This window comes from Ramlibacter sp. GS1-15 (genome assembly GCF_057785015.1).
Genome location: NZ_JBYNTU010000001.1, coordinates 1,969,230 through 1,993,293, shown reverse-complemented (window position 1 = coordinate 1,993,293; position 24,064 = coordinate 1,969,230). Strand labels below are relative to the sequence as shown.

24 protein-coding genes are annotated in these 24,064 nt (G+C 68.1%); 13 read left to right on the top strand and 11 right to left on the bottom strand.

Translation table 11 applies throughout. The features are described 5' to 3' along the window. The first annotated feature begins 65 nt into the window (after window positions 1–65). From AC3EF3_RS10000 to AC3EF3_RS09990, 3 genes are read left to right on the top strand one after another with little or no spacing between them, the layout of a single operon-like run. Complete coding sequence (locus AC3EF3_RS10000) at window positions 66–2,222, top strand: YgiQ family radical SAM protein (protein WP_488532003.1); 2,157 nt, start codon at window positions 66–68, stop codon at window positions 2,220–2,222. Window positions 2,223–2,249: 27 nt separating this feature from the next. Continuing rightward, window positions 2,250–2,993 (top strand): methanethiol S-methyltransferase, encoded by a 744-nt coding sequence (gene mddA / locus AC3EF3_RS09995; protein ID WP_488532002.1) that lies wholly within the window; start codon window positions 2,250–2,252, stop codon window positions 2,991–2,993. 30 nt (window positions 2,994–3,023) lie between these two features. Then, window positions 3,024–3,704, top strand: coding sequence for a hypothetical protein (locus tag AC3EF3_RS09990; protein ID WP_488532001.1), 681 nt, complete (start codon window positions 3,024–3,026; stop codon window positions 3,702–3,704). Between the two features lie 5 nt (window positions 3,705–3,709). Here the strand turns inward: AC3EF3_RS09990 and AC3EF3_RS09985 are convergent, their stop codons facing one another. Next, on the bottom strand, window positions 3,710–6,082 hold the full coding sequence (locus AC3EF3_RS09985; protein WP_488532000.1) for a hybrid sensor histidine kinase/response regulator: 2,373 nt from the start codon (window positions 6,080–6,082) through the stop codon (window positions 3,710–3,712). 84 nt (window positions 6,083–6,166) lie between these two features. On the opposite strand from AC3EF3_RS09985, the gene AC3EF3_RS09980 reads away from it, so the two are divergent. Continuing rightward, window positions 6,167–8,416 (top strand): DUF3482 domain-containing protein, encoded by a 2,250-nt coding sequence (locus AC3EF3_RS09980; protein WP_488531999.1) that lies wholly within the window; start codon window positions 6,167–6,169, stop codon window positions 8,414–8,416. A 105-nt stretch (window positions 8,417–8,521) separates the two neighbouring features. After that, window positions 8,522–8,761 carry a KGG domain-containing protein gene (locus AC3EF3_RS09975; protein ID WP_488531998.1) on the top strand — a complete coding sequence of 80 codons (240 nt, stop codon included), beginning with the start codon at window positions 8,522–8,524 and terminating at the stop codon, window positions 8,759–8,761. A gap of 5 nt (window positions 8,762–8,766) precedes the next feature. Here AC3EF3_RS09975 and AC3EF3_RS09970 read toward each other — a convergent pair whose 3' ends face one another. The 5 genes from AC3EF3_RS09970 to ku all read right to left on the bottom strand — a co-directional run bounded on the left by AC3EF3_RS09970 (window position 8,767) and on the right by ku (window position 11,988). Then, entirely contained in the window at window positions 8,767–9,960 is a 1,194-nt protein-coding gene (locus AC3EF3_RS09970) for an MFS transporter (RefSeq protein WP_488531997.1), read from the bottom strand. A gap of 69 nt (window positions 9,961–10,029) precedes the next feature. Next, the gene (locus AC3EF3_RS09965; RefSeq protein ID WP_488531996.1) at window positions 10,030–10,215 is read right to left on the bottom strand and encodes a CsbD family protein; all 186 of its coding nucleotides are present in this window, start codon (window positions 10,213–10,215) and stop codon (window positions 10,030–10,032) included. Between the two features lie 29 nt (window positions 10,216–10,244). Next, window positions 10,245–10,577: a hypothetical protein gene (locus AC3EF3_RS09960; RefSeq protein ID WP_488531995.1), complete on the bottom strand. Its 333-nt coding sequence runs from the start codon at window positions 10,575–10,577 to the stop codon at window positions 10,245–10,247. Window positions 10,578–10,690: 113 nt separating this feature from the next. Beyond that, on the bottom strand, window positions 10,691–11,032 hold the full coding sequence (locus AC3EF3_RS09955) for a BON domain-containing protein (RefSeq protein ID WP_488531994.1): 342 nt from the start codon (window positions 11,030–11,032) through the stop codon (window positions 10,691–10,693). Then, window positions 11,029–11,988: a non-homologous end joining protein Ku gene (gene ku, locus AC3EF3_RS09950; RefSeq protein ID WP_488531993.1), complete on the bottom strand. Its 960-nt coding sequence runs from the start codon at window positions 11,986–11,988 to the stop codon at window positions 11,029–11,031. Before ku ends, AC3EF3_RS09955 begins: the two co-directional genes overlap by 4 nt. Window positions 11,989–12,188: 200 nt before the next feature. Here ku and AC3EF3_RS09945 point away from each other — a divergent pair, with 200 nt between their 5' ends. Then, window positions 12,189–12,434: a hypothetical protein gene (locus AC3EF3_RS09945; protein WP_488531992.1), complete on the top strand. Its 246-nt coding sequence runs from the start codon at window positions 12,189–12,191 to the stop codon at window positions 12,432–12,434. Between the two features lie 6 nt (window positions 12,435–12,440). On the opposite strand, the gene AC3EF3_RS09940 is transcribed toward AC3EF3_RS09945, so the two are convergent. The 3 genes from AC3EF3_RS09940 to AC3EF3_RS09930 form a co-directional block, all read right to left on the bottom strand. Continuing rightward, window positions 12,441–13,073 carry a response regulator gene (locus AC3EF3_RS09940; protein ID WP_488533766.1) on the bottom strand — a complete coding sequence of 211 codons (633 nt, stop codon included), beginning with the start codon at window positions 13,071–13,073 and terminating at the stop codon, window positions 12,441–12,443. 152 nt (window positions 13,074–13,225) lie between these two features. Continuing rightward, window positions 13,226–13,693 carry a phasin family protein gene (locus AC3EF3_RS09935; protein ID WP_488531991.1) on the bottom strand — a complete coding sequence of 156 codons (468 nt, stop codon included), beginning with the start codon at window positions 13,691–13,693 and terminating at the stop codon, window positions 13,226–13,228. Between the two features lie 92 nt (window positions 13,694–13,785). Further along, window positions 13,786–14,682, bottom strand: coding sequence for a CoA transferase (locus tag AC3EF3_RS09930; protein ID WP_488531990.1), 897 nt, complete (start codon window positions 14,680–14,682; stop codon window positions 13,786–13,788). Between the two features lie 74 nt (window positions 14,683–14,756). Between AC3EF3_RS09930 and AC3EF3_RS09925 the strand changes: the two genes are divergently transcribed. Further along, the gene (locus AC3EF3_RS09925) at window positions 14,757–16,109 is read left to right on the top strand and encodes a DUF3943 domain-containing protein (protein ID WP_488531989.1); all 1,353 of its coding nucleotides are present in this window, start codon (window positions 14,757–14,759) and stop codon (window positions 16,107–16,109) included. A 4-nt stretch (window positions 16,110–16,113) separates the two neighbouring features. Here the strand turns inward: AC3EF3_RS09925 and pobA are convergent, their stop codons facing one another. Continuing rightward, entirely contained in the window at window positions 16,114–17,289 is a 1,176-nt protein-coding gene (gene pobA / locus AC3EF3_RS09920) for a 4-hydroxybenzoate 3-monooxygenase (protein ID WP_488531988.1), read from the bottom strand. Window positions 17,290–17,402: 113 nt separating this feature from the next. Here pobA and AC3EF3_RS09915 point away from each other — a divergent pair, with 113 nt between their 5' ends. From AC3EF3_RS09915 to AC3EF3_RS09890, 6 genes are all read left to right on the top strand, one after another. Beyond that, window positions 17,403–18,158, top strand: a complete 756-nt coding sequence (locus tag AC3EF3_RS09915) for an IclR family transcriptional regulator domain-containing protein (RefSeq protein ID WP_488533765.1) — start codon at window positions 17,403–17,405, stop codon at window positions 18,156–18,158. Between the two features lie 150 nt (window positions 18,159–18,308). Further along, entirely contained in the window at window positions 18,309–19,304 is a 996-nt protein-coding gene (locus AC3EF3_RS09910) for a sulfate ABC transporter substrate-binding protein (RefSeq protein WP_488531987.1), read from the top strand. Next, window positions 19,304–20,182: a sulfate ABC transporter permease subunit CysT gene (gene cysT, locus AC3EF3_RS09905; protein WP_488531986.1), complete on the top strand. Its 879-nt coding sequence runs from the start codon at window positions 19,304–19,306 to the stop codon at window positions 20,180–20,182. The genes AC3EF3_RS09910 and cysT overlap by 1 nt, the downstream gene beginning before the upstream one ends. Beyond that, window positions 20,182–21,069 (top strand): sulfate ABC transporter permease subunit CysW, encoded by an 888-nt coding sequence (gene cysW, locus AC3EF3_RS09900; RefSeq protein ID WP_488531985.1) that lies wholly within the window; start codon window positions 20,182–20,184, stop codon window positions 21,067–21,069. Before cysT ends, cysW begins: the two co-directional genes overlap by 1 nt. Continuing rightward, a complete protein-coding gene (locus tag AC3EF3_RS09895; protein ID WP_488531984.1) occupies window positions 21,066–22,172 on the top strand; it encodes a sulfate/molybdate ABC transporter ATP-binding protein in 1,107 nt (368 codons plus the stop codon). The genes cysW and AC3EF3_RS09895 overlap by 4 nt, the downstream gene beginning before the upstream one ends. 26 nt (window positions 22,173–22,198) lie before the next feature. After that, window positions 22,199–22,723, top strand: coding sequence for a disulfide bond formation protein B (locus AC3EF3_RS09890; RefSeq protein WP_488531983.1), 525 nt, complete (start codon window positions 22,199–22,201; stop codon window positions 22,721–22,723). Here the strand turns inward: AC3EF3_RS09890 and AC3EF3_RS09885 are convergent. Then, the gene (locus AC3EF3_RS09885) at window positions 22,712–24,064 is read right to left on the bottom strand and encodes an erythromycin esterase family protein (protein WP_488531982.1); all 1,353 of its coding nucleotides are present in this window, start codon (window positions 24,062–24,064) and stop codon (window positions 22,712–22,714) included. The genes AC3EF3_RS09890 and AC3EF3_RS09885 overlap by 12 nt on opposite strands.

Genomic DNA, 24,064 nt, shown 5'->3' with positions numbered 1-24,064 from the left:
CAATACCCCTGCGAGGGGCTCTCGGGGAGGCGCAAACGTAGAATGCGCGGTTCCCCCGAGAGTCCATGAACGCCCCCGTCGACGTTTCCCTTTTCGCCCGCGCAGCGAAGCCGCTCACCAGCTACCGCAAGTACTGGGCGAGCCGCTTCGGCACGGCCGGTTTCCTGCCGATGAGCCGGCGGGAAATGGACAAGCTCGGCTGGGACAGCTGCGACGTCATCATCGTCACGGGCGACGCCTACGTGGACCACCCGAGCTTCGGCATGGCCGTGATCGGCCGCACGCTCGAGGCGCAGGGTTTCCGGGTGGGGATCATCGCGCAGCCCGATTGGCAGAGTGCCGACCCGTTCAAGGCGCTCGGCAAACCGAACCTGTTCTTCGGCGTCACGGCCGGCAACATGGATTCGATGATCAACCGCTACACGGCCGACCGCAAGATCCGCAGCGACGACGCGTACACGCCCGGCGACGCCGGCGGCAAGCGGCCCGATCGCGCGTCCATCGTGTATTCGCAGCGCTGCCGCGAGGCTTACCCGGAGGTGCCGATCGTGCTGGGCGGGATCGAGCCGAGCCTGCGCCGCATCGCGCACTACGACTACTGGTCGGACAAGGTGCGCCGCTCGCTGCTGGTCGATGCCAAGGGCGACATCCTGCTGTATGGCAATGCCGAACGTGCGATCGTGGAGATCGCCCACCGGCTCGGCGCGAAGCAGAAGGTCCATGAGATCACCGACGTGCGCGGCACGGCCTTCATCCGTCGCGAGACGCCCGAAGGCTGGATGGAGATCGACTCCACCGAGGTCGACCAGCCCGGACGCGTCGAGGATCACGTCAATCCCTACGTGACGATCTCCGACAGGAGCTGCGCGACGGGTGAAGGCGCGCAGCCGGTCCAGCTGATCGACAACCGCAAGCGCCTCAATCGCGACCGCACCGTCATCCGCCTGCCGTCGTACGAGCAGGTGAAGTCCGATGCCGTGCTCTATGCGCACGCCAACCGCGTGCTGCACCTGGAGACCAACCCCGGCAATGCGCGCGCGCTGGTGCAGGCGCATGGCGATCGCGACGTGTGGCTCACGCCGCCGCCGATTCCGCTGACGACGGCGGAGATGGACCATGTGTTCGGGCTGCCGTATGCGCGCGCGCCGCACCCGAGCTATGGCGACGCGAAGATCCCCGCGTGGGAGATGATCCGCTTCTCGGTCAACATCATGCGCGGCTGCTTCGGCGGCTGCACCTTCTGCTCGATCACCGAGCACGAAGGCCGCATCATCCAGAGCCGCAGCGAAGACTCGGTCATCCACGAGATCGAGGAGATCCGCGACAAGGTGCCGGGGTTCACCGGCGTCATCTCCGACCTGGGCGGCCCGACCGCCAACATGTACCGCATCGGCTGCAAGTCGCCCGAGATCGAGGCGGCGTGCCGCAAGCCGTCCTGCGTGTACCCGGGCATCTGCCCGAACCTGAACACCGATCATTCGGCGCTGGTGAAGATGTACCGCCGAGCGCGGGAGCTCAAGGGCATCAAGAAGATCCTGATCGGCTCGGGCCTGCGCTACGACCTCGCCGTGGAGTCGCCCGAGTACGTGAAGGAGCTCGTGCAGCACCACGTCGGCGGGTACCTCAAGATCGCGCCCGAGCACACGGAGCAGGGGCCGTTGTCGAAGATGATGAAGCCGGGCATCGGCACCTACGACCGGTTCAAGGCGATGTTCGAGAAGTACAGCGCCGAGGCGGGCAAGAAGCAGTATCTGGTCCCGTACTTCATCGCCGCGCACCCGGGCACGAGCGACGAGGACATGATGAACCTGGCGCTGTGGCTGAAGAAGAACGGCTTCCGCGCCGACCAGGTGCAGACCTTCTACCCCAGCCCGATGGCCACGGCAACAGCGATGTACCACACGGGCCGCAACACGCTGCGCAAGGTGCATCGCCAGCTGAACCCGGAAGACGGTGTCGACATCGTGCGCGGCGAGCGCCGGCGTCGCCTGCACAAGGCCTTCCTGCGCTACCACGACCCGAACAACTGGCCGGTGCTGCGCGAAGCGTTGAAGGCCATGGGCCGGGCCGACCTGATCGGCAACGGCAAGCACCACCTGGTGCCGTCTTTCCAGCCGGTCACCGGCGGAGGCTACGCCAGCCCCCGGCGCAAGAACTCCACGCCCAGGAAGGGCACGTTGCTCACGCAGCACACGGGCCTGCCGCCGCGCAAGTTGCGCTGACGCAGGGACGCGCGTAGGCTCACGCGCATGCTCAAACGGCTGCTGGTCTTCGTCTTCGGCCTCGCGTCGTACGTGTTCTTTGCCGCGGTCGTCCTGTGGGGCGTGGTTTTCGTCGGCGACCTGGGGTTCCTGAAGTCGATCAACTCCGGCGCGATGCCCGAGCCCTGGCCGCGGGCCGCTCTCTTCGATGCCGGCCTGATCCTCCTTTTCGGACTGCAGCACAGCGTGATGGCACGCGCGCCGTTCAAGGCCCGGCTCACACGCTGGCTGCCGGTAGCGGCCGAGCGCAGCTTCTACGTGCTCGCATCGAGCATCGCGCTCGCGGCCGTCTTCTCCCTGTGGCAGCCGGTGCCGATTGCGCTCTGGAATTTCAACGGCGGCTGGCAGCGATCGGTCCTGGTCGGCCTGTTCTGGCTCGGCTGGGCGATGGTGCTGGCATCGACGTTCCTCATCGACCACTTCGACCTGTTCGGCCTCAGGCAAGTCTGGTTGTTCCTGCGCGGCCGGCCGTACGAGCCGGTGCCTTTCAGGGAAGCCTGGGTGTACCGCCACGTGCGCCATCCGCTGATGGCCAGCTTCCTGGTGGCCTTCTGGGCGACGCCATTGATGACCATCGGCCACTTGGTCTTCGCGATCGGCATGACGGCGTACATCCTCGCCGGAATCCGGTTCGAGGAGCGCGATCTCACGAATGCCTACGGCTTGCCATACGCCGACTACCGCAAGCGCGTGTCCATGCTGCTGCCGTGGCGCACGCGCGCGCGACACTGACGTATGCTGGTGGGGACTGGGGGTTTCCTCATGCGCAGACTTCTCGTTGCCGCCGCACTGGCCTTGTCCCTCGTGCCCGCCGCGCAAGCCCAGGTGAGCGTCAGCATCGGCATCAACGTGCCCGCCTATCCGCAGCTGGTGCCCATCCCGGGCTACCCCGTCTACTGGGACCCGCGCGCGCCGGCCAACTACTTCTTCTACGACGGCCTGTACTGGGTTTTCATCGACGACAACTGGTATGCCAGCGAGTGGTACGACGGCCCGTGGCGGCTGGTGCTGCCCGAATACGTGCCCGTGTACGTGCTGCGCATCCCGGTGCGGTACTACCGGCATCCGCCGCCTTATTTCCGCCAGTGGGCCGGCAACGCGCCTCCGCATTGGGGCGAGCACTGGGGTCCGCAATGGGAACGCCAGCGCGGTGGATGGAACCACTGGGACCGCCATGCGGTGCCCGCACCGGCGCCGCTGCCGCAGTACCAGCGGCAGTACCGGGGTGATCGCTACCCGCGCGCGATCGAGCAGCAGCAGTCGATCCGCCAGAACCACTACGGCTACCAGCCGCGCGAACCGGTGGGTCGCCCGCAGCATCCACCCCCGCCCGCGACCGGACAGGCTGAGCCGCACGGGCGCGGGCCGGAGCACAGGGAAGGGCGCCGCGGCGGTGAACGCGAGGAGCGCGGCGAGCGCGGCGAACACGACAGGGGCCGCTAGCGGCTTCAGGCCGCGCTGCCTTCCTGTTCGGCATCGCTGCTGCGCCCGGCAATCTGCGCGAGCAGCGCTTCGACGGACTCCAGGCCTGCGGGCTTGGTGAGGTGGTGGTCGAAGCCGGCGTTGCGCGATCGCGCGCGGTCTTCCTGGGCGCCCCAGCCGGTGAGCGCGACCAGCACGGCGTTGCGCGTGGCGGCATGGCCGCGCATTTCGCGGGCAACCTCGTAGCCGTCCTTGCCGGGCATGCCGATGTCGAGGAAGACGACATTGGGCTGGAACTCCGCGGCCACGCGCATGGCGGTGCCGCCGTCGTGCGCGATGCGGACGTGGTGGCCTTCGATCTCGAGCAGCGCCGCCAGGCTCTCGGCCGCGTCCACGTTGTCGTCCACCACGAGCACACGGAACGGGCAGGGCTTGTCGCCCTCGAGGGAACGCGGAGGGGCCTCGTCGGCCGCAGGCCAGGGCATCTGCGCGAGCGGCAGCCTCACGGCAAAGGTGCTGCCCCGGCCCACGCCTTCGCTGCGTGCCTCGACGGTGCCGCCATGCAGCTCCACCAGTCGCTTCACGAGGGCCAGGCCGATGCCGAGCCCGCCTTGCGCCCGATGCACGTTGCGCCCCACCTGCGTGAACATCTCGAACACCTTGGACAGTTCCTCCTGCGGGATGCCCATCCCGCTGTCCCTGACGCGGATCACGGCCTGGCCATCCTCCTCGACGGCGGACAGTTCGATGCGCCCGCCGTGGGGTGTGTACTTGGCGGCGTTGTTGAGGAGGTTGCTCACGATCTGCGCGAGCCGCGTGGCGTCCCCGAACACCACCAGCGGGTGATCGGGCAGGCGCACGTCCAGGGTGTGGTTGGCGGCGCTGATCTGCGGTGCGCTGGTTTCCACCGCGCCGGCCAGCACGGGCGAGAGCTCGAGGCGCTCGCGCCGCAATTCCACCTTGTTGCTGGAAATGCGCGCGATGTCCAGCAGGTCGTCGACCAGGTGCACCAGGTGACGCAGCTGACGATCCATCATTTCGCGCGCCTTCTCGCGCGTGTGGTCGTCGCCCGCCAGGCGCAACAGATGCAGGCCGTTGCTGATCGGGGCGAGCGGGTTGCGCAGCTCGTGCGCCAGGGTCGCGAGGAACTCGGTCTTGCGACGGTCGCTCTCGCGCAGATCTTCCTCCGCACGCTTGCGGTCCGTCACGTCGGCGATCGTGCCCAGCACGCGCCCCGGCCCGTCGTCCGTCCCCTGCACGCGCATGCCGGTGAATTCGATCCAGCGCTCCGCGCCATCGCTCACACGGCGCACGCGTCCCTCGATGCGCAGGCGGCCATCGCCCGGCGGCTTCTCGTACATCGCGTCGATGAACCGTGGCGCATCGTCGGGGTGGATGTGGGTGTTGACGAAGGCGCCGGCCTTGATCGGCGCGGTTTCGTGCGGCAGGCCGAAGATCTCGTACACGCGTTCGCTCTCGAACGTCACGCTGTCGTCCGACAGGTCCCACACCCAGATGCCCAGGCCCGCGGCATCGGTCGCGATCCGCACGCGCTGTTCGCTCTCGCGCAGGCGCTCACGGCTTTCGCGCAGCAGCGCCGCCTCGTGCGACGCCGACATGTCGTGCAGCGACACTACCGCGCCCAGCATGCCGCCGGTCTCGTCGCGCAGGGCCTGGCCGCTCGCGGTCACGGGGCGGGGCTGCGCACCGGCCACGCGGATCACAAGGTCCGCCTGGTCCACGTGTTCGCCATTGAGCGCACGCTGCAGCGGCATCTCGTGCCGCTCCATGCGGCGCCCGTCGGCATGGTCGAACACGGCGACTTCCGGCCAGTTCTCGGTCGGCAGCCCGGTGGCGGCCAGGCCGAAGAAATCGCGCGCGGCCCGGTTCACCAGCGTGAGCCGGCCCTCGGCATCGCAGGCGACGATCGCGTCCTCCACGGCCTCCAGCACGGCGGAGAGGAACACGCGGTCCTGCACGGCCTGCCGCTCGGCATCGTGCAGCTCGCACCGGCTGCGGTGCAGCTCGATGAAGAAGCGCAGCTTCGACAGCAGCGGCGCCGTGCGGAACGGCTTGACCAGGAAGTCCACGGCGCCCAGCGAGTACGCCTCGGTGGCCCACAGCTCCGAGGCGTCGGCGGTGATGAACAGGATCGGCGTCTCGCGCGATCGCTTTTGCGCGCGGATCAGCCGCGCGGTCTCGATGCCGTCCATGCCCGGCATGTGCAGGTCCAGCAGCACCGCGGCGAAATCGCGGTCGCGCAACTGCCGCATCGCTTCCTCGCCGGAGCTGGCGCGCGCGACCGGTTCGCCCAATCCCTGCAGGACGGCCTCCATCGCCAGCAGGTTCGCGGGCTCATCGTCCACCAGCAGGATCGGCGCCTCGGGGCAGTTGTCCACGCCCGAAAGCTAGTCTCGTCGGGCGCATCCGTGCGTCGGAAAAGGCCGCGACACAACATAATCGGACCATGACCCGACTCAGCCATGGATGAGGCCGCCGCGCGGCGCGTCCTGCTCGCGCGGGCGATCGAGGCCACCGACAGCGAAGGGCGGCTGATCGCGCCGGCGGAAAGCGACCAGGTCGACCTGCGCGTGCGGCAGGACGCGCTGCATGCGCCCGCCGGCGCGAGCCTCGGTGCGGAAGAGTTCATCCACCTGCGGGCGCAACGGGTACTCGCCGCGGTGGGAGTGCACCACCCGTGGCTGGCCGCGCTGCAGGAGCCGCGCCCCTGGCAGTCCTGGCTCGAATGGCTGGTCCCGCTGGCTGCCCTGGTGACGGGCGTGGCCACGGACGCGATCGGCAACCCGCATCGCGTGGACCTGGTGTCCTTGCCGCTGCTGGGCATCGTCGCCTGGAACCTCGCGATGTACCTCATCCTGTTCGCCAGCGCGGTCTGGCCGCGCCGCAAGGGAGGACGCAGCTGGGTGGCGCACGTCGGCCGCTGGAGCGCCGGCGTGCCGGGTTTGCGCCGCCGCGAAGGCGACGCCGCGATGCAGGCGGCCGTGCGCTTCCACCTGGACTGGTTCAAGGCTTCGCAGTCCCTGCACATCGAGCGCGTCAAGCGCGTGCTGCACCTGTCGGCCGCGGGCTGGGCGTTGGGCGTCATCCTCTCCCTGGTCGTGCGCGGGCTCGTGGTCGAGTACCGCGTCGGCTGGGAGAGCACGTTCCTGGGGCCGGCACAGGTCTACGCGATCCTGAACGTGCTGCGCCTGCCCGCGTTGCTGGTCCTGCCGGTCGACACCTTCACCGTGGTCGACGTGGCCCAGATGCGCTTCAGCGACGGAGGCGGCGCGCCGGTGGGTGCGCCGTGGGTATGGATGTACGTGGGCCTGCTCGTCTCCGTGGTGATCCTGCCGCGGCTCCTTCTCGCGACGTTTGCGGCATGGCGCGAGTCGCGCCTGGCGCGCGCCTTCCGGATCGACCTGCACGAGCCGTATTTCGCACGCGTGGTGGCCATGCTGTCGTCCACGCGTGTCCAGCTCGGGCTGCTCGCCCACCGGGCTGACGACCGCCAACGGCTGTTGCGAGCGATCGCGCCCGATCGCGACATCCTGCCCGTGCTGGTGAGCTCGCCGGCCGGCGACGTGATGACGCTGGTCGATGTGCCGCTGGTCGAAGCGCCGGCCCAGGACGCGCCGCCACCGCAAGAACGCGGCTGGCTGATGCGCGTGCGTTCGGCTTTGCGTCTCGCCGGCCGCGACGACGGGCCTGCCGTTCACCCGGCCCTGGCACGGGCACGCGAGGAGTGCGATGTCATCGTGCACCTGGCGGGCCAGCCGGGCGACGACGAACGCGCGCGTGCGCTCCTGCGCTGGCTGGGCAAGCCCGCCGTCGAGATCGACATGGGCGCGGGCAGCGGCCTCGCCTTCGAGAAGTTCGGGCGCTGCTGGGCGCAGGACCGCGTGTTCCTCGCAGCCATCGCCGATGCCCTGCCGGCCGAGCGGCGCAGCGGCTTCGAGCACGTCGTGCGTGCATGGAACGCGGTGAACGACGAGCGGCTGCACCGATCCATGGTGGCGATTGCCGATCACCTGCTGTTCGCCGCGCGCCAGACGGAGGAGGTGCTGGCGGGCACGCTGTCCGTGAGGAGCCTGATGCCCGCCGAACGCGAATCGCAAGCCAACGCGCGGCAGGCGGCCATGGAGCGGCTCGTCAGGCAGCTGGAGCAATCCGCATCGTCGACGGCCGCGCAGCTGCGGCGCATCCACGTCATGGACGAAGTGACCGCCGATGCGCTCGAGCACCGGCTGGAGGAGCGCTTCGTCGTGCAGCAACCGGTCGATGCGCCGCAGGCCGGCATGGCGGGCGCGGCCACCGGTGCAGCCATGGGTGCCTCGGTGGACTTGCTCGCCGGCGGGCTCACGCTTGGCGCTGCCGCCGCATTGGGCGCGCTCGTCGGCGGCGGCGCCGCTTTCATCGCGGCGGCGTGGCGCAATCGCGCTTCGCCCACCGGCGCCACCATCGTGCAACTGAGCGACGACATGCTCGAAGCCCTGCTGGAGGCCGCGCTGCTGCGCTACATCGCCGTGGCGCACTGGGCACGCGGGCAGCCGGAGGTCGATGCGCGCTGGAAGCCGGAGGTGACGTCCCGCGTGCAGGCGGAGCGCCCGATTCTGGGCGGCTACTGGAATGCCGCGCGCACGCAAGGCCCCGAACGCCTCGTGCAGCCGCTGGCTCGCGAACTGGAACGGATGGCCAGGGCTGTACTCATGCACATGTACCCCGAAAGGTAGCTGTGCAACGGGGCTGTACGCCGACAGCAGAGCAGGGCCTTGTCCTACAGGGAACAAGGCAGAGCATGGGCCAGCATGGCGGCTCGTTCAACAGGAGCCTCGACCATGCAGGACAACAGCCTCAACGCCGCCACGACCACCGAATCGACGACCTCTTCCGTCACCCCGACCGAGCGCCGCCTGCGCGGCTTCGCGGCCATGTCGCCCGAGAAGAAGCGCGAGATCGCCAGCATGGGTGGCCGGGCCGCGCACGCATGCGGTCGGGCCCACCAGTTCAGCAGCGAAGAAGCGCGCGCCGCGGGCAAGAAGCGCCATCAGCGCAGCAGCGACCGCCCGACGAGCTGAGCGGGTCAGGGCTGCGCGCGGGCTGCCATCGCCCGCGCGAGCCAGGTTCCCGCGACGGCAAGCACGAACGCGGGTACCGCGAGCAGCGGTGCGAATCCCAGCCTGTCGAGCGCGAAGCCCGACAGGCTGACGCCCAGCGCCTGGCCGACGAACAGGCAGAAGGCGAACAGCGCCACGGCGGTGCCGCGCGCCGGTGCCGGCGCCATCTGCGTCGCGTGCGTCTGCAAGGTGTTGTGGTACAGGTAGGTGCCGAAGCCGAGCAGCAACGCGAGCGGCCCGGCCGTGATCCACCACGGTGACAGCCACAGGCCCAGGAAAGCGATCCCCATCAGCACGCCGCCCGCGAGCACCATGCGGCGCTCCCCGAAGCCGCGCACGATCTGCCTGGCGGTCATCGCATACACCAGCCCGCCCACCGCGTAAAGCGCGATCAGCGCCGAGGCGGCCGAGAGCGACAGTGAATGCCGGACGTGCAGGAAGGCGGGCAGGTAGGTCATCGGCCCGAGCAGGAATGCGCCTTCGAGCGCCACCGACACCAGCACCACCCGCGCCCAAGGCACCGCGAGGACGGAGCGCAATTGCGAAACGAAGGCCAGGCGTGCCGTCGGATTCATCGCGGCCCTGGTCGTGGGCACGTTCGCCGCGAACAGGACGGCAACGATCGCATACCCGGCGGCCAGCGTGCCGAATGCACCGCGCCAGCCCCAGGCCGAATCCGCGAAGAGGCCGCCCGCCAGCTGGCCGGCCATCATTCCCGACAGCAGCCCCGTGAGCAGGCGCGCGAGGGTGGCCTGGCGCTCCTCGTAGGGCACCATGTCCCCGATCAGCGCCATCGAGAGCGGAATGACGCCGGCGGCCGCCATGCCCCACAGGATGCGCAAGGCGACCAGCGCGTCGAACCCCGGCGCGAGCAGGCAGGCCAGCGCGCCCGCGGCGCAACCGGCCAGGGCGAGGTTCACCAGCCGCGCCTTGCCGTAACGATCGCCCAGCGGCCCGAACACGAGCTGCATGAGGCCGTAGGCGATGGAAAAACTGATGATGACGCGGCCGGCCATGCCGGCAGTGATGTCGAAGTCGCGCGCGAGCCGCGGCAGCAGCGAATCGCAGATGCGCAGCGCGGCGCCGCTGAAGAACGCGCCGCAGGACAGCAGCAGGACGGTGCGCCCCGGCCGGGGCGTGGCAGCGGTGTCGGAGATCAAGCACCGGATTGTGAACGCACATGAAAAAGGGCCGCACGGCGCGGCCCTTTCACGGCGCGGCGATGGAGCTCAAGGCTTCTTCGTGACGTCCTTGGCGGCTTCCTCGAGGTCGCCCGCCTTCTTCTGCACCTTGCCTTCCATCTCGCGCGCGCTGCCCTTGGCTTCCTGTTCGGCGCTGTCCACGGCGCGGCCGGTGCGCTTTTGCACCTCGCCCGCGGCTTCCTTCAGTTTGCCTTTCACCTGGTCCTTGTTCATGGTCATTCTCCTTTCACATGGTATGGGGCTCAGCGGCTCGGCGTCGTCGTGCTGCTCGAAGGCGGCGGGGTGCCGTACGAGGAGCTGCCGGTCGTGCCGGTCGTGCCCGTGGTGGATGAAGTCGCGCCCTGCGTGGATCCCGAGACGCTCCCCGAGGTTCCGGTGGCGGAGCCGCTCGCACCCATCCCGGTGCTGCTGGTGCTGCTGCCCGGTGTGGTCGTCGTGGTGGCGCTCGCGCTGGGCGTCGTCACCGTCGTCGTGTTGGCGCGGCCCGAGGTGCGGGTCGTGGAGGTCGACTCGCAGCCTGCGGCGAGCGCGGCCGCGGCGGCCAGGGCGAGGAGGGAGAGTGCGCGTGGTGTCATGGGACTTCCTTGTTCAAATGCGTGAGAACCCATGATGGGTCGTGCCGGCAGCGCCAGTTGTAGGAACGCGCGGATGCGAGCCACGCGGCAGCGTCCGACGAACCGGCCGAGGCTCAAGGGCCGGCCGGGCCCAGGGCGTTGCGCAGCTTCACGACCCCGGGCATGTACAGCAGCTGCGTGAGCAGTGCATCGCGCTCTTCGGGCGGCAGCTGCCCCGCCAGGCGAACGACCCCGTTCTCGACGGACACCTGCACCGCATCCGGCTGGCTCACCAGTTCCCCGATGCGCGCCTGCACGCGCCTGAGCACGATGTCGTCACTGATCGGCCCCGGCCCGGGACGCAGGCGCTCGATCGCCCAGGCAGCCAGGCACGTCATCGCGGCCCCGAGCGCGAATGCACCCGCCACGCCGAGCCACGGAAGCGCGGCCGTTCGCTGCTGCAGCATCATGGTCATGCGGCTTTCTTGCGTGTGCGGGTCGGCTTGACGGCGCTGCTGGTCGAAGCACGCGCCCCCGTCTTGTGTGCGGCCGCCTTGCGCGGCTTCGCTTCCTCGTCGTTCGCCGCCCTGCGACGGACTGGCTTCGCGGGCGCTTCCTCTTCGGCCGCCGCGGCGCCCTTGCGCAGGCTCTTTCGCAGCAGCTCGGTGAGGTCGATGATGTCCGCGCTGGGCCGGGTCTCTTCGCCTTCCAGCGGCTTCACCACGTATTCGCCCTGGCCGGCCTTCACCTTCTCGTCGACCAGCTGCTGCAGCTTGTCGCGGAACTCGTCGTGGAACTGCTCGGGCCTGAAGTCGTCCTCCAGTTCCGTGACGAGCTGTTCGGCCATCTTCAGTTCCCTGTCTGTGACCTTGGTGTCGGCCTCGGGCAGCGGCAGGCCCGCGGTGTCGCGCACTTCATCCGCCCAGCGCAGGAGTTCGAGCACGAGCCCGTCCTCGCCGGGAATCAGGGCCGCCAGGTGCTGGCGCGTGGAGATCACTACCTTCGCGATGCCGATGCGGCCGGTGCGCTTCATCGTCTCCAGCAACAGCCTGTACGGCTTGCCGCCCTTGGCCGCGGGCGCGACGTAGTACGGCTTGTTGTAGTAGGGCGTGGGGATCTGCGCGCCGTCGACGAACGCCTCGATCTCGATGGTCTGCGTCGATTTCGGCAGTGCCGCCTTGATCTCGTCCGGCGAGATCACCACGAACTGGTCCTTCTCGTACTCGAAGCCCTTGACGATCTCCTCCTTCTGCATCGACTCGCCGGTGGATTTGTTCACCTGCTTGTTGCCGACGGGGTTCATCGTGCGCTTGTCCAGCAGGTTGAACTTCATGCGGTGTTCGGCCGTGGCCGAATGCAGCGTGACGGGAATGTGGACCAGGCCGAAACTGATCGCGCCTTTCCACAGCGTGCGGGAGCTGGTGGGTGCCATGGCCCGAATGGTTCACCCTCGCAGGGCGCGCTGGTGTAGGACATGGCTGCATGCCGCTGTGCGCGCCCGATCACGGCATGAAGCGGCTGCGCTGATCCGTGGGATCGCTTGGCCGGACGCGGCTTTCGGGGATCGTCGTCGTTGGCCGACAGGGCCGGCTCGCGGCGCGCGCAAACTGTCCCCATGAGGAGAGCCGCCCCATGACGACCGATCCCGACAAGCAACCACCCGATTACGTCATGGTTCCCGTGGCGACCCGCGATTTCATCCTGCAGGCGCTGCGCTCGACGACGCAGGAGCTGTCGAAGACGCACCGGCTGCGCGCGACATCCGCCATCCTGGTGGAAGAAGGCGTGAAGCTCACGAAGTCGAACTCGTTCCAGATCGACCACCGCGATCACCTGCTGATCATGCAGCTCGCGCAGGAGATGCTGCGCGACCGCTAGCGCTGGTCAATCGATCAGCTTGTTCTTGAGCGCGTAGTAGGTCAGGTCGCTGTTGGACTGCAGCCCCATCTTCTCCATGAGGCGCGTGCGATAGGTGCTCACGGTCTTCACGGACAGCGACAGCGCCTGCGCGATCTCGCCGGCCGTCTCGCCCTTGGCGAGCTTGAGGAACACCTGGAACTCGCGTTCGGACAGCAGGTCGTGGGCGGCCGTGCCCTCCTTGCGATTGAGCTGCTGCGCGATAAGTTCAGCCACCGAGGGCGAGATGTACCGGCGCCCGAGTGCGATGGTGCGGATCGCGTTGACGATCTCCATCGGTTCGCATTCCTTGTTCAGGTAGCCGCTCGCGCCCTGGCGTATGAGGTTGACGGCGTATTGCTCCTCCGGATAACCGGACAGGATGAGGATGCCGACGTCCGGCGCCTTCGCGCGGATCATGGCGAGTGCGTCGATGCCGCTCTGGCCGGGCATCGACAGGTCCATGATGAGGACGTCGATCTCGGTGTTGCGCACGAGGTCGATCGCCTCGCGCCCGCTGGCCGCCTCCCCGACGACGCGCAGGTCGACCATCTCGGACAGGAACTGCTTGAGTCCGGCGCGGACGATGGCGTGGTCGTCGACGATCGCTACCTTGACAATGGAATCGTTCATGGTGATGAAGTGCAAACCTCAGCAAACATGAAGTTTGCGCTGCAATCCATCACATGAGGGCGCCGCCGGCGTTTTCCAGCCCAAGTTTCGGCTTTGTCCTACAGGATGGGGACCGGTCGAACCTGTCCTTCGGCTGAAGTTCAGTGCGTCGGCGCGGCGGCGGTGGCCGCGCCATTGAGCGTCGCCTCGAATGCGCGTTGCAGCGATTCGAGCGTCGGTTCGGACGCGCCTTCGATCACCGCCTCGCCGGCGCTGCTCACCATGTCGGCCTGCAGTTTCATCGCGGCACTCGCGAGCTGGTTCCAGTAGGTCGTGGCTTCCTGCAGGTTGAAGCGCACCAGGTCCGCCTGCAGCGCGACGAGGTCGCTGAAGTCGCAGGGCTCGCGCAACCTTTCGGCCGCTTCCTCGTGATGTTGCGTCGCACGCTGCGCTGCTTCCTGCTGCAGGCGCCGCAGCTCCTGCGAGCCGCGGAACAGCGCCGTGGCCGAATGCGTCATGAGCGCGAGCTGGCGGCGGGGCAGGTCGGCCCAGGCGGCCAGCGGGTTGAGCGGGGTCGAAGAGGAGGAGCTGCGAGCGGCGCCTGTGCGCGGGGAGGATCGGGTCGACATCGTTGGGGTCTCCTTCAGTGGTGCGAACGACCTTACCAGTGCCGCCGGCGCGTTCGACCTCAGCCGATGAACGTTGAGCGCCTTACTTCCGGCTACGTGCCCGCACGCATCGTGTGCAACGGGATGTCGTGCTGTTTCGCGATCGCGTCGAGGCCGTCGCACGTCTGCGATGCGAAATAGCGTGCGACCGCATCGTGCGTCGCCGGCTCGAACATCACGTGGCGGCTGGATCCGGCCACTCCAGCCTGCGCGCACAGCGCTGTGGCGAAGTGGGGTTCGAGCGCGGCAACCGCCACGCGCCCATCCTTGCAGGCATACACGCGATAGCCCGCGTGGCCACCTCCCACCGCGCCGGACGGACTCGTCAGTCCCCAGCGGCGCGGCAAGCCGATGTAGGCCGCCGCCTCGGAGAGCGCGACCTCGAAATACAGGCCGCGTGGCGTTTCGCCCGCGCCTGCGTAGCGCGCATTCAGGTGCAGCGCGGCCTGCAGCACGGCTTCGCTGGCCATGAGCGAGCCGCCCATGTCGGCATACAGCGTGGCGGGCAACTCGAGGCCCGGCACCAGGCCATTCTGGGCGAGATAGGTGAGGTCGTGACCCGGCTCCTCCGCGCCTTCGCCTGGCGCACCGACGATCGCCACCTGGCAGAGCATCGGGTGTCGCGAGTGCAGCTCCTTCCAGGTCGACCCGAGTTTCGCGAGCGCGGAAGGGCGGAAGGACGTGAGCAGCACGTCGGTCTTCTCCAGCTCCTTGTGGAGCAGCGCCTGTCCGGCTTCGGACTTCAGGTCCGCCGCCAGGACCTTCACGCCTTCATGAAGGTTGGCGTAAGTCGTGGGGTTGTATTGCCCCATCGGATCGCCCGCCGGCGGTTCGATCTTCACGCAGGTCGCGCCCATGCGTCGGCAGCGCATCAGGGCCGCAGGGCCGGGCAGGTTGAGCGCGAGGCTGAGGATGCGAAAGCCCGCCAGGGGCTGGTGCGGCGTCGTCATGCGCCAAGACTAGCAGAGCTGAAGCGTCCGCGTCCTACAGTCCCGAGAGCCGAAGCTCAACAGAATCGGTGCCCATGAGGAAGCTCCTCGTGACTTGGGTGCTCGCATTCGCAACGGCGGGCGCGGCGGCCGATGAAGACCCGAAGGACTATCGCCTGCCGGCCCTCGAAATCGTCGGGTTCGACCTCCTCGTCAACCGCGTGAACCGTTGCTGCGGCAGCCAGCGCGAGGACTACGCCGTGACGCTGGAGTCGATCCGTCGCAACCTGCGCAGCAAGTGGGTGGTGGACGACGACCCGTTCCGGACCAACCAGTTGGGCCATCCGTACCAAGGCTCGATGTATCACGGATTCGCGCGCTCGGCCGGATTGAGCTACTGGGAAGCGGCTGGCTATACCTTCGCGGGCAGCGCGGCGTGGGAGATCGCGGGCGAGCGCACGCCGCCGTCGCGCAACGACCAGGTGTCGACCGGCGTCGGTGGGACATTCCTGGGCGAAGCGCTCTTTCGCATGGCCAACCTGCTGCTCGAAACGGGCGGTGGCCTGCCGCCGTTCTGGCGCGAAACCGTGGCAACCTTCGTCTCGCCTTCCCAGGCGTTCAACCGGCACGTGATGCACGTGCCGAACAGCATCTTCTCGAGCAATGGCGCAGCCTATTACGGCCAGCTGCAAGTCGGATTCATGGGCGCGACTCAAAACGCGCCGGGGACATCCGCCGCCGCGACGCGCAACGAGCTGCAAGCCGATTTTTCGCTCGACTACGGCATGCCCGGCAAGAAGGACTATGAATACCGACGGCCATTCGATCATTTCGCGTTCCGCGCCACGTTCTCGAGCGCGAACGGTTTCGAGAATGTGCTCACGCGCGGGCTGTTGGCCGGCCGCAGCTACGGCATCGGCAGGGATTACCGGGGCGTCTGGGGACTGTACGGCAGCTACGACTACATCTCGCCGCAGACGTTCCGCATCTCCAGCACGGCGCTGTCGCTCGGCACGACCGGGGAATGGCACGTGGGCAAACACGTCGAAGTGCAGGGCAGCGTGCTGGCCGGGTTCGGCTACGCCGCAGTCAGCACGTTGCGTGGTCCCGCCAGCGATCGCGATTACCGCTACGGGGTCGCACCACAGGCGCTCGCGTCGTTCCACGTCATCTTCGACGACCGGTCCGCGCTCGACCTCACGCTACGCGAGTATTACGTGAGCCGTGTCGGTGGCTTGGCGCGCGGCGGTCACGACAACATCGTGCGCGCAGACCTCTCATACACCTGGCGCATCGAGAAGCACCACGCCGTCACCGTGAAATATCTGTGGAACCATCGCGAGGCGCGCTACCCGGACCTGGGCGATCGCCCGCAGACGCGCGGCACGATCGGGATCTTCTATACGCGCCTGGGTGGTGACCACTTTGGCCGGGTGGACTGGAAGTGAGCCGCTACAGCGGCAGGCCCACGTAGTTCTCCGCCAGCGCCGTGGACGCCGCGCGCGAGTGCACCAGGTAATCCAGCTCCGCTTCCTGCACGCGCTGGTCGAAGCCGCTCTGGTCGGGGAAGCGGTGGAGCAGGTTCGTCATCGACCAGGAGAAGCGCTCGGCCTTCCATATGCGGCGCAACGCGCGCCCGGAGTAATGGTCGATGCCGGCGTTGCTGCGCTCGCGGAAATGCTCGATGAAGGCGCTGGAGAGGTATTTCACGTCCGAGGCGGCGAGGTTCAGGCCTTTCGCACCCGTCGGCGGCACGATATGGCCGGCATCGCCGGCGAGGAACAGGCGGCCGAAGCGCAGCGGCTCGGCGACGAAGCTGCGCAAGGGCGCGATGCTCTTTTCGATCGACGGGCCCGTTTCGATCCTGGCCGCGAGTTCCGGGTCGATGCGGCGACGCAGTTCGTCCCAGAAGCGCTCGTCGCTCCATTCCTCCACCTTGTCGGTGAGCGGGCATTGCACGTAGTAGCGGCTGCGCGTGAGGCTGCGCATGGAACACAGGGCGAAGCCGCGGTCGCTGTTGGCGTAGACGATGGCATGCGGCGAGACCGGCGGCACGTCCGCCAGCAGCCCGAGCCAGCCGAAGGGATAGACCTTCTCGTATTCGTGGATGGCCGAGCGCGGGACGCTGGCGCGGCACACGCCATGGAAGCCGTCGCAGCCGGCGATGAAATCGCAATCGATGGTGTGCAGCTGGCCGTCCTTGCGGTACTGGACCTGCGGGCGATCGGTATCGAACCCCGACACGGTCACGTCGTGCGCCTCGTAGACCGTCGGCAGGCCTTCGCCGCGGCGCGCGTCCATCAGGTCGTGCGTGAGCTCGGTCTGCCCGTACGCGGTCACCACCTTGCCGCCGGTGAGGCCGTGCACGTCTATCGGGTGGCGCAGGCCGTCGAACGCGAGCTCGATCGCGTGGTGCACGACGCCTTCGCGGTGCATGCGGGCGCCCACGCCCGCTTCGTCCATCAGGTCCACGGTGACCTGCTCGAGGATGCCGGCGCGGATGCGGGCGAGCACGTAGTCGGCGCTCTGGCGTTCCACGATGACGTTGGCGATGCCGGCCTTGTGCAGCAGCTGGCCGAGAAGAAGGCCGGCCGGGCCGGCGCCGACGATGGCGACTTGCGTGCGCATGGTTTGTCTCCTGATCGGCCCAGCATAAGTGCGCGCGGACGCGTCGGCGAGGACCCGGCCCGGCCTTTGTGCGATCATTGCGCAAGGCGCGCGATGATCGCGCAAGCATGCACATGATCGCGAAGGCGGATTTCATCGAGGGTATGGCCAAGGGCCTGGCCGTGCTGGAGAGCTTCGACACCGAGCGGCAACGGCTGAACGCGACGCTGGCGGCCCAGCGCGCCGGGATCACGCGGGCCGCGGCGCGGCGGCACCTGCTGACGCTGGCGCACCTGGGCTACCTGGAGACCGACGGCAGCTACTTCTGGCTCGCCCCGAAGGTGCTGCGCCTGTCCGGCAGCTATCTCGCTTCCGCGCGGCTGCCACGCGTCGTGCAGCCCACGCTCAACAGGCTCACCGCCCAGACCGGCGAGTCGTTCTCGGTGGTCGTTCTGGAGGGGGAGTGGGTCGTGATCGTCGCGCGCAGCGGCATCACGCGCATGCTCGCGTACGGCCTGCACCTGGGCGCGCGCCTGCCGGCCCACGCGACCTCGACCGGCCGTGTGCTGCTGGCCGCGAAGTCGCGCGCGGAGTTCAACGCCTGGATGAAGGGCCGGGAGCTGCCGAGGCTGACGGGCCATACCGTGGTCGATCCGAAGAAGTTCCGCGCCGTGGTCGACGAGGTGCGCAGCCGCGACTGGGCCTATGCCTGCGAGGAGCATGAACTGGGCGTGCACGCACTGGCCGTGCCGCTGCGCAACATGCAGGGGCAGACCGTGGCGGCGCTCAACGTGGTCGCGCCGCCGCAGCGGCTCGGCGCCAAGGCCATGGAATCGGCGCTGCTGCCGGCCCTGCTCGACGCCGCGCGGGAACTGCGGCCTCTGCTTTAGGCAGGCAGGAGCTCTTCTATATGCGCGTGGCGCATGAACTTACAAGAACACGGTCGTTGGGTTTCCGCGCACCCATCGCCACAATCACGCTTTCTGCAGAATGGGGAGCCGCGCGTGCCTGAAAGCGCAGCCGTTTCCCAAGGACATTCCATGAACCTCCGCATCAAGACCCTCATCGCCGGAGTCGCGCTGGCTGCCAGCGGGCTCGCTTCGGCGCAGCAGACGCTGTTGAACGTTTCGTACGACGTCGCGCGCGAGTTCTACAAGGACATCAACGCCGCGTTCGTGCCGTACTACAAGAAGCAGACCGGCAAGGACGTGAAGGTCGAGCAGTCGCACGCCGGCTCGAGCGCGCAGGCGCGTGCCGTGGCCGACGGCCTGGACGCCGACGTCGTGACGATGAACACGACCACCGACATCGAGTTCCTCGCGGACCGCGGCGTCGTCGCCAAGGACTGGGCCAAGCGCTTCCCGGACAACGCCGCGCCGACCACCTCGACGATGTTGTTCCTGGTGCGCAACGGCAACCCGAAGGGCATCAAGGACTGGGACGACCTGGTCAAGCCGGGCGTGCAGGTCGTGGTGGTGAACCCCAAGACCGGCGGCAACGGCCGCTACGCCTACCTCGCCGCCTGGGGCTACATCCGCAAGAAGGGCGGCACCGACGCGCAGGCGGCGGAGTTCGTGCAGAAGCTTTACAAGAACGTGCCGGTGCTCGCGCGCGGCGGGCGCGATGCCACCACGGCGTTCCTGCAGCGGAACATCGGCGACGTGCTGATCACGTTCGAATCGGAAGTCGAATCGGTCAACCGCGAATTCGGCAGCGACAAGGTCGACGTCGTGTATCCCTCGATCAGCATCGTCGCCGAGAATCCGGTGGCGGTGGTCGAGCGCACCGTCGCCAAAAAGGGCACGGCGGACCTCGCGAAGGCCTACCTGAACTTCCTCTACACGCCGGAAGCGCAGGAGATCGCCGCCAGGCACTACATCCGCCCGCGCAACGAGGCGGTCCTCAAGAAGTACAGCGACAAGTTCAAGCCGATCAAGCTGTTCACCGTTCACGAGCTGTTCGGCTCGCTGAGCGAGGCGCAGAAGGTGCACTTCAACGACGGCGGACAGTTCGACAAGCTGTACACCGTCAAATAATGGCAGGCGCCGCGCTTTCCGCGCCGATGCCGGCGTTGCCGGCGCCTTCGCGCGGCGGCAGCAAGAAGGTCCTGCCGGGCTTCAACCTCACGCTTGGGTACACGCTGCTGTACCTGAGCCTGATCGTGCTCATCCCGCTCTCGGCGCTGGTTTTCAGGTCGCTGTCCCTCACGGCCGACCAGTTCTGGGCAGCCATCAGCTCGCCGCGTGTGCTGGCGTCCTACCGGCTGACCTTCGGCGCGTCGTTCATCGCCGCGATCGTCAACGTGTTCTTCGGCCTGCTGGTGGCCTGGGTGCTGGTGCGCTACGACTTTTTCGGCAAGCGCATCGTCGACGCGCTGGTCGACCTGCCGTTCGCGCTGCCCACGGCGGTGGCAGGCATCTCGCTCACGGCGCTGCTGGCCGGCAACGGCTGGGTCGGGCAGTACCTGGAGCCGCTGGGCATCAAGCTGGCGTTCAATCCCAAGGGCGTGGTGATCGCGCTGATCTTCATCGGCATGCCCTTCGTCGTGCGCACGGTGCAGCCGGTGCTGGAAGATACCGAGCGCGAGCTGGAAGAGGCCGCGATGTCTCTGGGCGCGACGCGCTGGCAGACCTTCTACAAGGTGATCTTTCCCTCGATCGCGCCCGCGCTGCTGACGGGTTTCGCGATGGCGTTCGCCCGTGCGATCGGCGAGTACGGGTCCGTGATCTTCATCGCCGGCAACATGCCGATGGTCTCGGAGATCACGCCGCTGATCATCATCGGCAAGCTGGAGCAGTACGACTACGCGGGCGCCACGGCCGTGGCCGTGGTGATGCTGGTGCTGTCCTTCGTGCTGCTGCTGGTCATCAACGCGTTGCAGGTCTGGCAGCGCAAGCGTTCGGGAGCGCTGTGATGGACGTGACGAAGAAGCGCGTCGTCGCGACCGAATCGCCTTGGGTGCGCTGGACGCTCACGGGCATCGCCCTCGCTTTCCTGCTGCTGTTCCTGGTGCTGCCGCTGGCGGCCGTGTTCACGGAGGCGCTGCGCAAAGGCGTGAGCGCGTACCTGGACGCGCTGAAGGAGCCCGACGCCTGGTCGGCCATCCGCCTCACGCTGATCACGGCCGCCATCGCGGTGCCGCTCAACCTGGTCTTCGGCATCGCGGCGGCGTGGTGCATCGCCAAGTACGACTTCCGCGGCAAGGCTTTCCTCACCACGCTGGTGGACCTGCCGTTCTCGGTGTCGCCGGTGGTCGCCGGCCTGATCTACGTGCTGATCTTCGGCGCGCAAGGCTGGCTCGGGCCGTGGCTGGGGGCGCACGACGTCAAGATCATCTTCGCCGTGCCGGGCATCGTGCTGGCGACGATCTTCGTCACGTTCCCGTTCATCGCCCGCGAGCTGATCCCGCTGATGCAGGCGCAGGGCAACGAGGAGGAGCAAGCCGCGATCGTGCTGGGCGCGAACGGCTGGCAGACCTTCTGGCACGTGACGCTGCCCAACATCAAGTGGGGCCTGATCTACGGCGTGATCCTGTGCAACGCGCGCGCCATGGGCGAGTTCGGCGCCGTGTCGGTCGTTTCGGGCCACATCCGCGGCCAGACCAACACCATGCCGCTGCACGTGGAGATCCTCTATAACGAATACCAGTCGGTGGCCGCGTTCTCGGTCGCCTCGCTGCTCGCGCTGCTGGCGCTGGTGACGCTGGTGATCAAGTCGGTCGCCGAATGGCGGCATGAGCGCGAGATGCGGGCGGCGGCGGAACTGCCGCCGGAGCGTCCCGCGCTGAAGGAAGCCCTATGAGCATCGAAATCCGCAACGTCAGCAAGCGCTTCGGCGAGTTCCACGCGCTGCGCGACGTCTCGCTCGACATCGAATCCGGCGAGCTGATCGCGCTGCTCGGTCCCTCGGGCTGCGGCAAGACCACGCTGCTGCGCATCATCGCGGGCCTGGAAGCGGCCGACGCCGGCACCATCCTCTTTTCCGGCGAGGACACGACCGACGTGCACGTGCGCGAGCGCGGCGTGGGCTTCGTGTTCCAGCATTACGCGCTGTTCCGCCACATGACGGTGTTCGAGAACGTCGCCTTCGGCCTGCGCGTGAAGCCGCGCAAGGAGCGCCCGAGCGAGGCGCAGGTCAGGCAGAAGGTGATGGACCTGCTCAAACTGGTGCAGCTCGACTGGCTGGCCGACCGCTTCCCGGCGCAGCTGTCGGGCGGGCAGCGCCAGCGGATCGCGCTCGCCCGGGCACTGGCGGTGGAGCCGAAGGTGCTGCTGCTGGACGAGCCCTTCGGGGCGCTCGACGCCAAGGTGCGCAAGGAACTGCGCCGCTGGCTGCGCCGCCTGCACGACGAGCTGCACGTCACCAGCATCTTCGTCACGCACGACCAGGAGGAGGCGCTCGAAGTCGCCGACCGCGTGGTGCTGATGAACGCCGGCAAGATCGAGCAGATCGGCTCGCCCCAGGAGGTCTGGGACCATCCGGCCAGCCCCTTCGTCTACGGGTTCCTGGGCGACGTGAACCTGTTCCACGGCCGCGCGCACGAAGGCGAGGTGCACCTCGAAGGCCTGCAGATCGAATCGCCCGAGCACGCGAACGCGCAGAACGCCAAGGCGCGCGCCTATGTGCGGCCGCACGACTTCGACGTCCAGCGCTATTCGCCGGGCGAGGGCGTCGATGCGGAAGGCCGCCCGCGCGGGATCGTGGTCCAATTGACCCGCGCGATCGTCGTCGGGCCCATCGCCCGGATGGAACTTGTGCCCGCCGACGAGACCCAAGCGGGAGGCGATAACATCATCGAAGCGCAGATTCCCGCGCAGCAATTCCGGGACATGGGGTTCCGGGAAGGCGAGACGCTCGTCGTGACGCCCCGGCGCGCACGCGTGTTCGTCGAGAGCAACGGTTGACGGGAAGCGCGGGCAGGAGGCTTTTCGTGGTCCAGTGGTTCGACAATGCGCCGCGGCGCGTGCTGGCGTTGATCGCGGCGATTTGCGTAGGCATGCTGGCCTTCGGCCTGTACCTGCAGCACGTGGTCGGCCTGGAGCCGTGCCCGATGTGCATCGTGCAGCGCTACGCGATGATCATCGTGGCCGTGATCGCCGCCGTGACGGCGTTCATCAGGAGCCGGGCCGCGACGGTGGCCGGCAGCGCGCTGGTGCTGCTGTTCGCGGGCTTCGGCGCCTTCGTCGCCGCCCGGCAAAGCTGGCTGCAGTGGAACCCGCCGGAGGTCGCCTCCTGCGGGCGCGACTTCTACGGGATGATCGAGAACTTCCCGCTGCGCCGTGCGATTCCCATGATCTTCAAGGGCAGCGGCGACTGCACGAAGGTCGACTGGACGTTCCTGGGCCTGTCGATCGCGAACTGGTCGTTCGTGTGGTTCGTGATCTTCGCGCTCGTGGCGCTGGCGCTGATCGTGCGGCAGCTGCGCCAGCCGGTGGCGCGCCCTTCATACGCCTGAGGGATAGGTTTCCGCTTCCTTCGCGTGCCGCTCGTCGCGATCGAGCGGCTGCAAGGCATGGGTCTCGTCGATGTGGATCAGCGCGTCGAACTGCTCGGCGAGCGTGGTGTGGAAGTAGTGGCTCAGGCGCTCGGTTTCGGGCCGGTAGATGACGCCGATCGCCCGCTGGATGCGCCGCTGCATCGCGAGCGGCCGCAGCGTGTCGTTGCCGCGCAGCACGAGCAGGGCGCGCTCGGCGTCGCAGCGGTGGAAGATGTCCTCCCAGCTCTCGTCCAAGCCTTCGCGCACGCGCTTGCGGCGGTGCGGCCCGTCCCAGTCGTCGGCCGCAGTCACCCAGCCGCGGTGCGTCGAGAAGCCCACCAGCACCGCATCCGCGCCATAGCGTTCGCGGGCGAGCTGGCCGACGTTCCATTCGCCCATGTCGCCCATCTCGGTGGCGCTCGCGTCGCCCAGGTGGGAGTTGTGCGCCCACACGGCCATCCGCGGCGGCGTGCCGCCATCCGCGGTGAGGTGCCGGTCGAGTGCCTGCAGTGTCTCGGCCATGTGGCTGTCGCGCAAATTCCATGAGGACACGCGCCCGCGGAACATCGTCCGGTAGTACTCCTCGGCATTGCGCACGAGCCGCGCGTTCTGCTGCGCGTAGAACATCTCGTCGCGCTCCAGGCCCTGGGTGGTGGACATCTGCGCGGACCGGTGGTTCATCTCGCGCAATTGCTGTACCACCTCGTCCTCGCAGGAGGGGCTGACGCCGTAGGACGCGCCGTAGCCGTAGGCCTGGCTGTCGCCGCGCGCGTGGTCGAAACAGGCGTAGCGCGCGCGGGCGCGGCGCGCCTCTTCCGGGTCGTGCTCGTCGAGGTACTTGAGCACGGCCTCGATCGAGGTGAACAGGCTGTACAGGTCCAGGCCGTAGAAGCCGGCCTGCCGCTGGCGGGGGCGGCCTGCGTTGAATTCGCGCAGCCACTCGATGAAATCGCGAACTTCGGTGTTGCGCCACATCCAGGAAGGGAAACGCTGGAAGCCGGCCAGGGCTTCGCTCGCGTCGCGGTCCTGGGAGACGCCGCGCACATAGCGGTTGACGCGCCAGGCATCCGGCCAGTCGGCCTCCACCGCCACGGCCGTGAAGCCTTCCTCGGCGATGAGGCGCTGCGTGATGCGGATGCGCTCGCGGTAGAACTCCTGCGTGCCGTGCGACGCTTCCCCGAGCAGGGCGAAGCGCAACTTGCCGATCAGCTGCAGGACGAGGTCGTGGTCGTGCTCGTTGCCGGGCAGGTGATGCAGGTGCGGCCGCAGCTCGTGCACGAACCGCTCGCTGTCGTCTATCTTGGTCTGCCAGATCGCCAT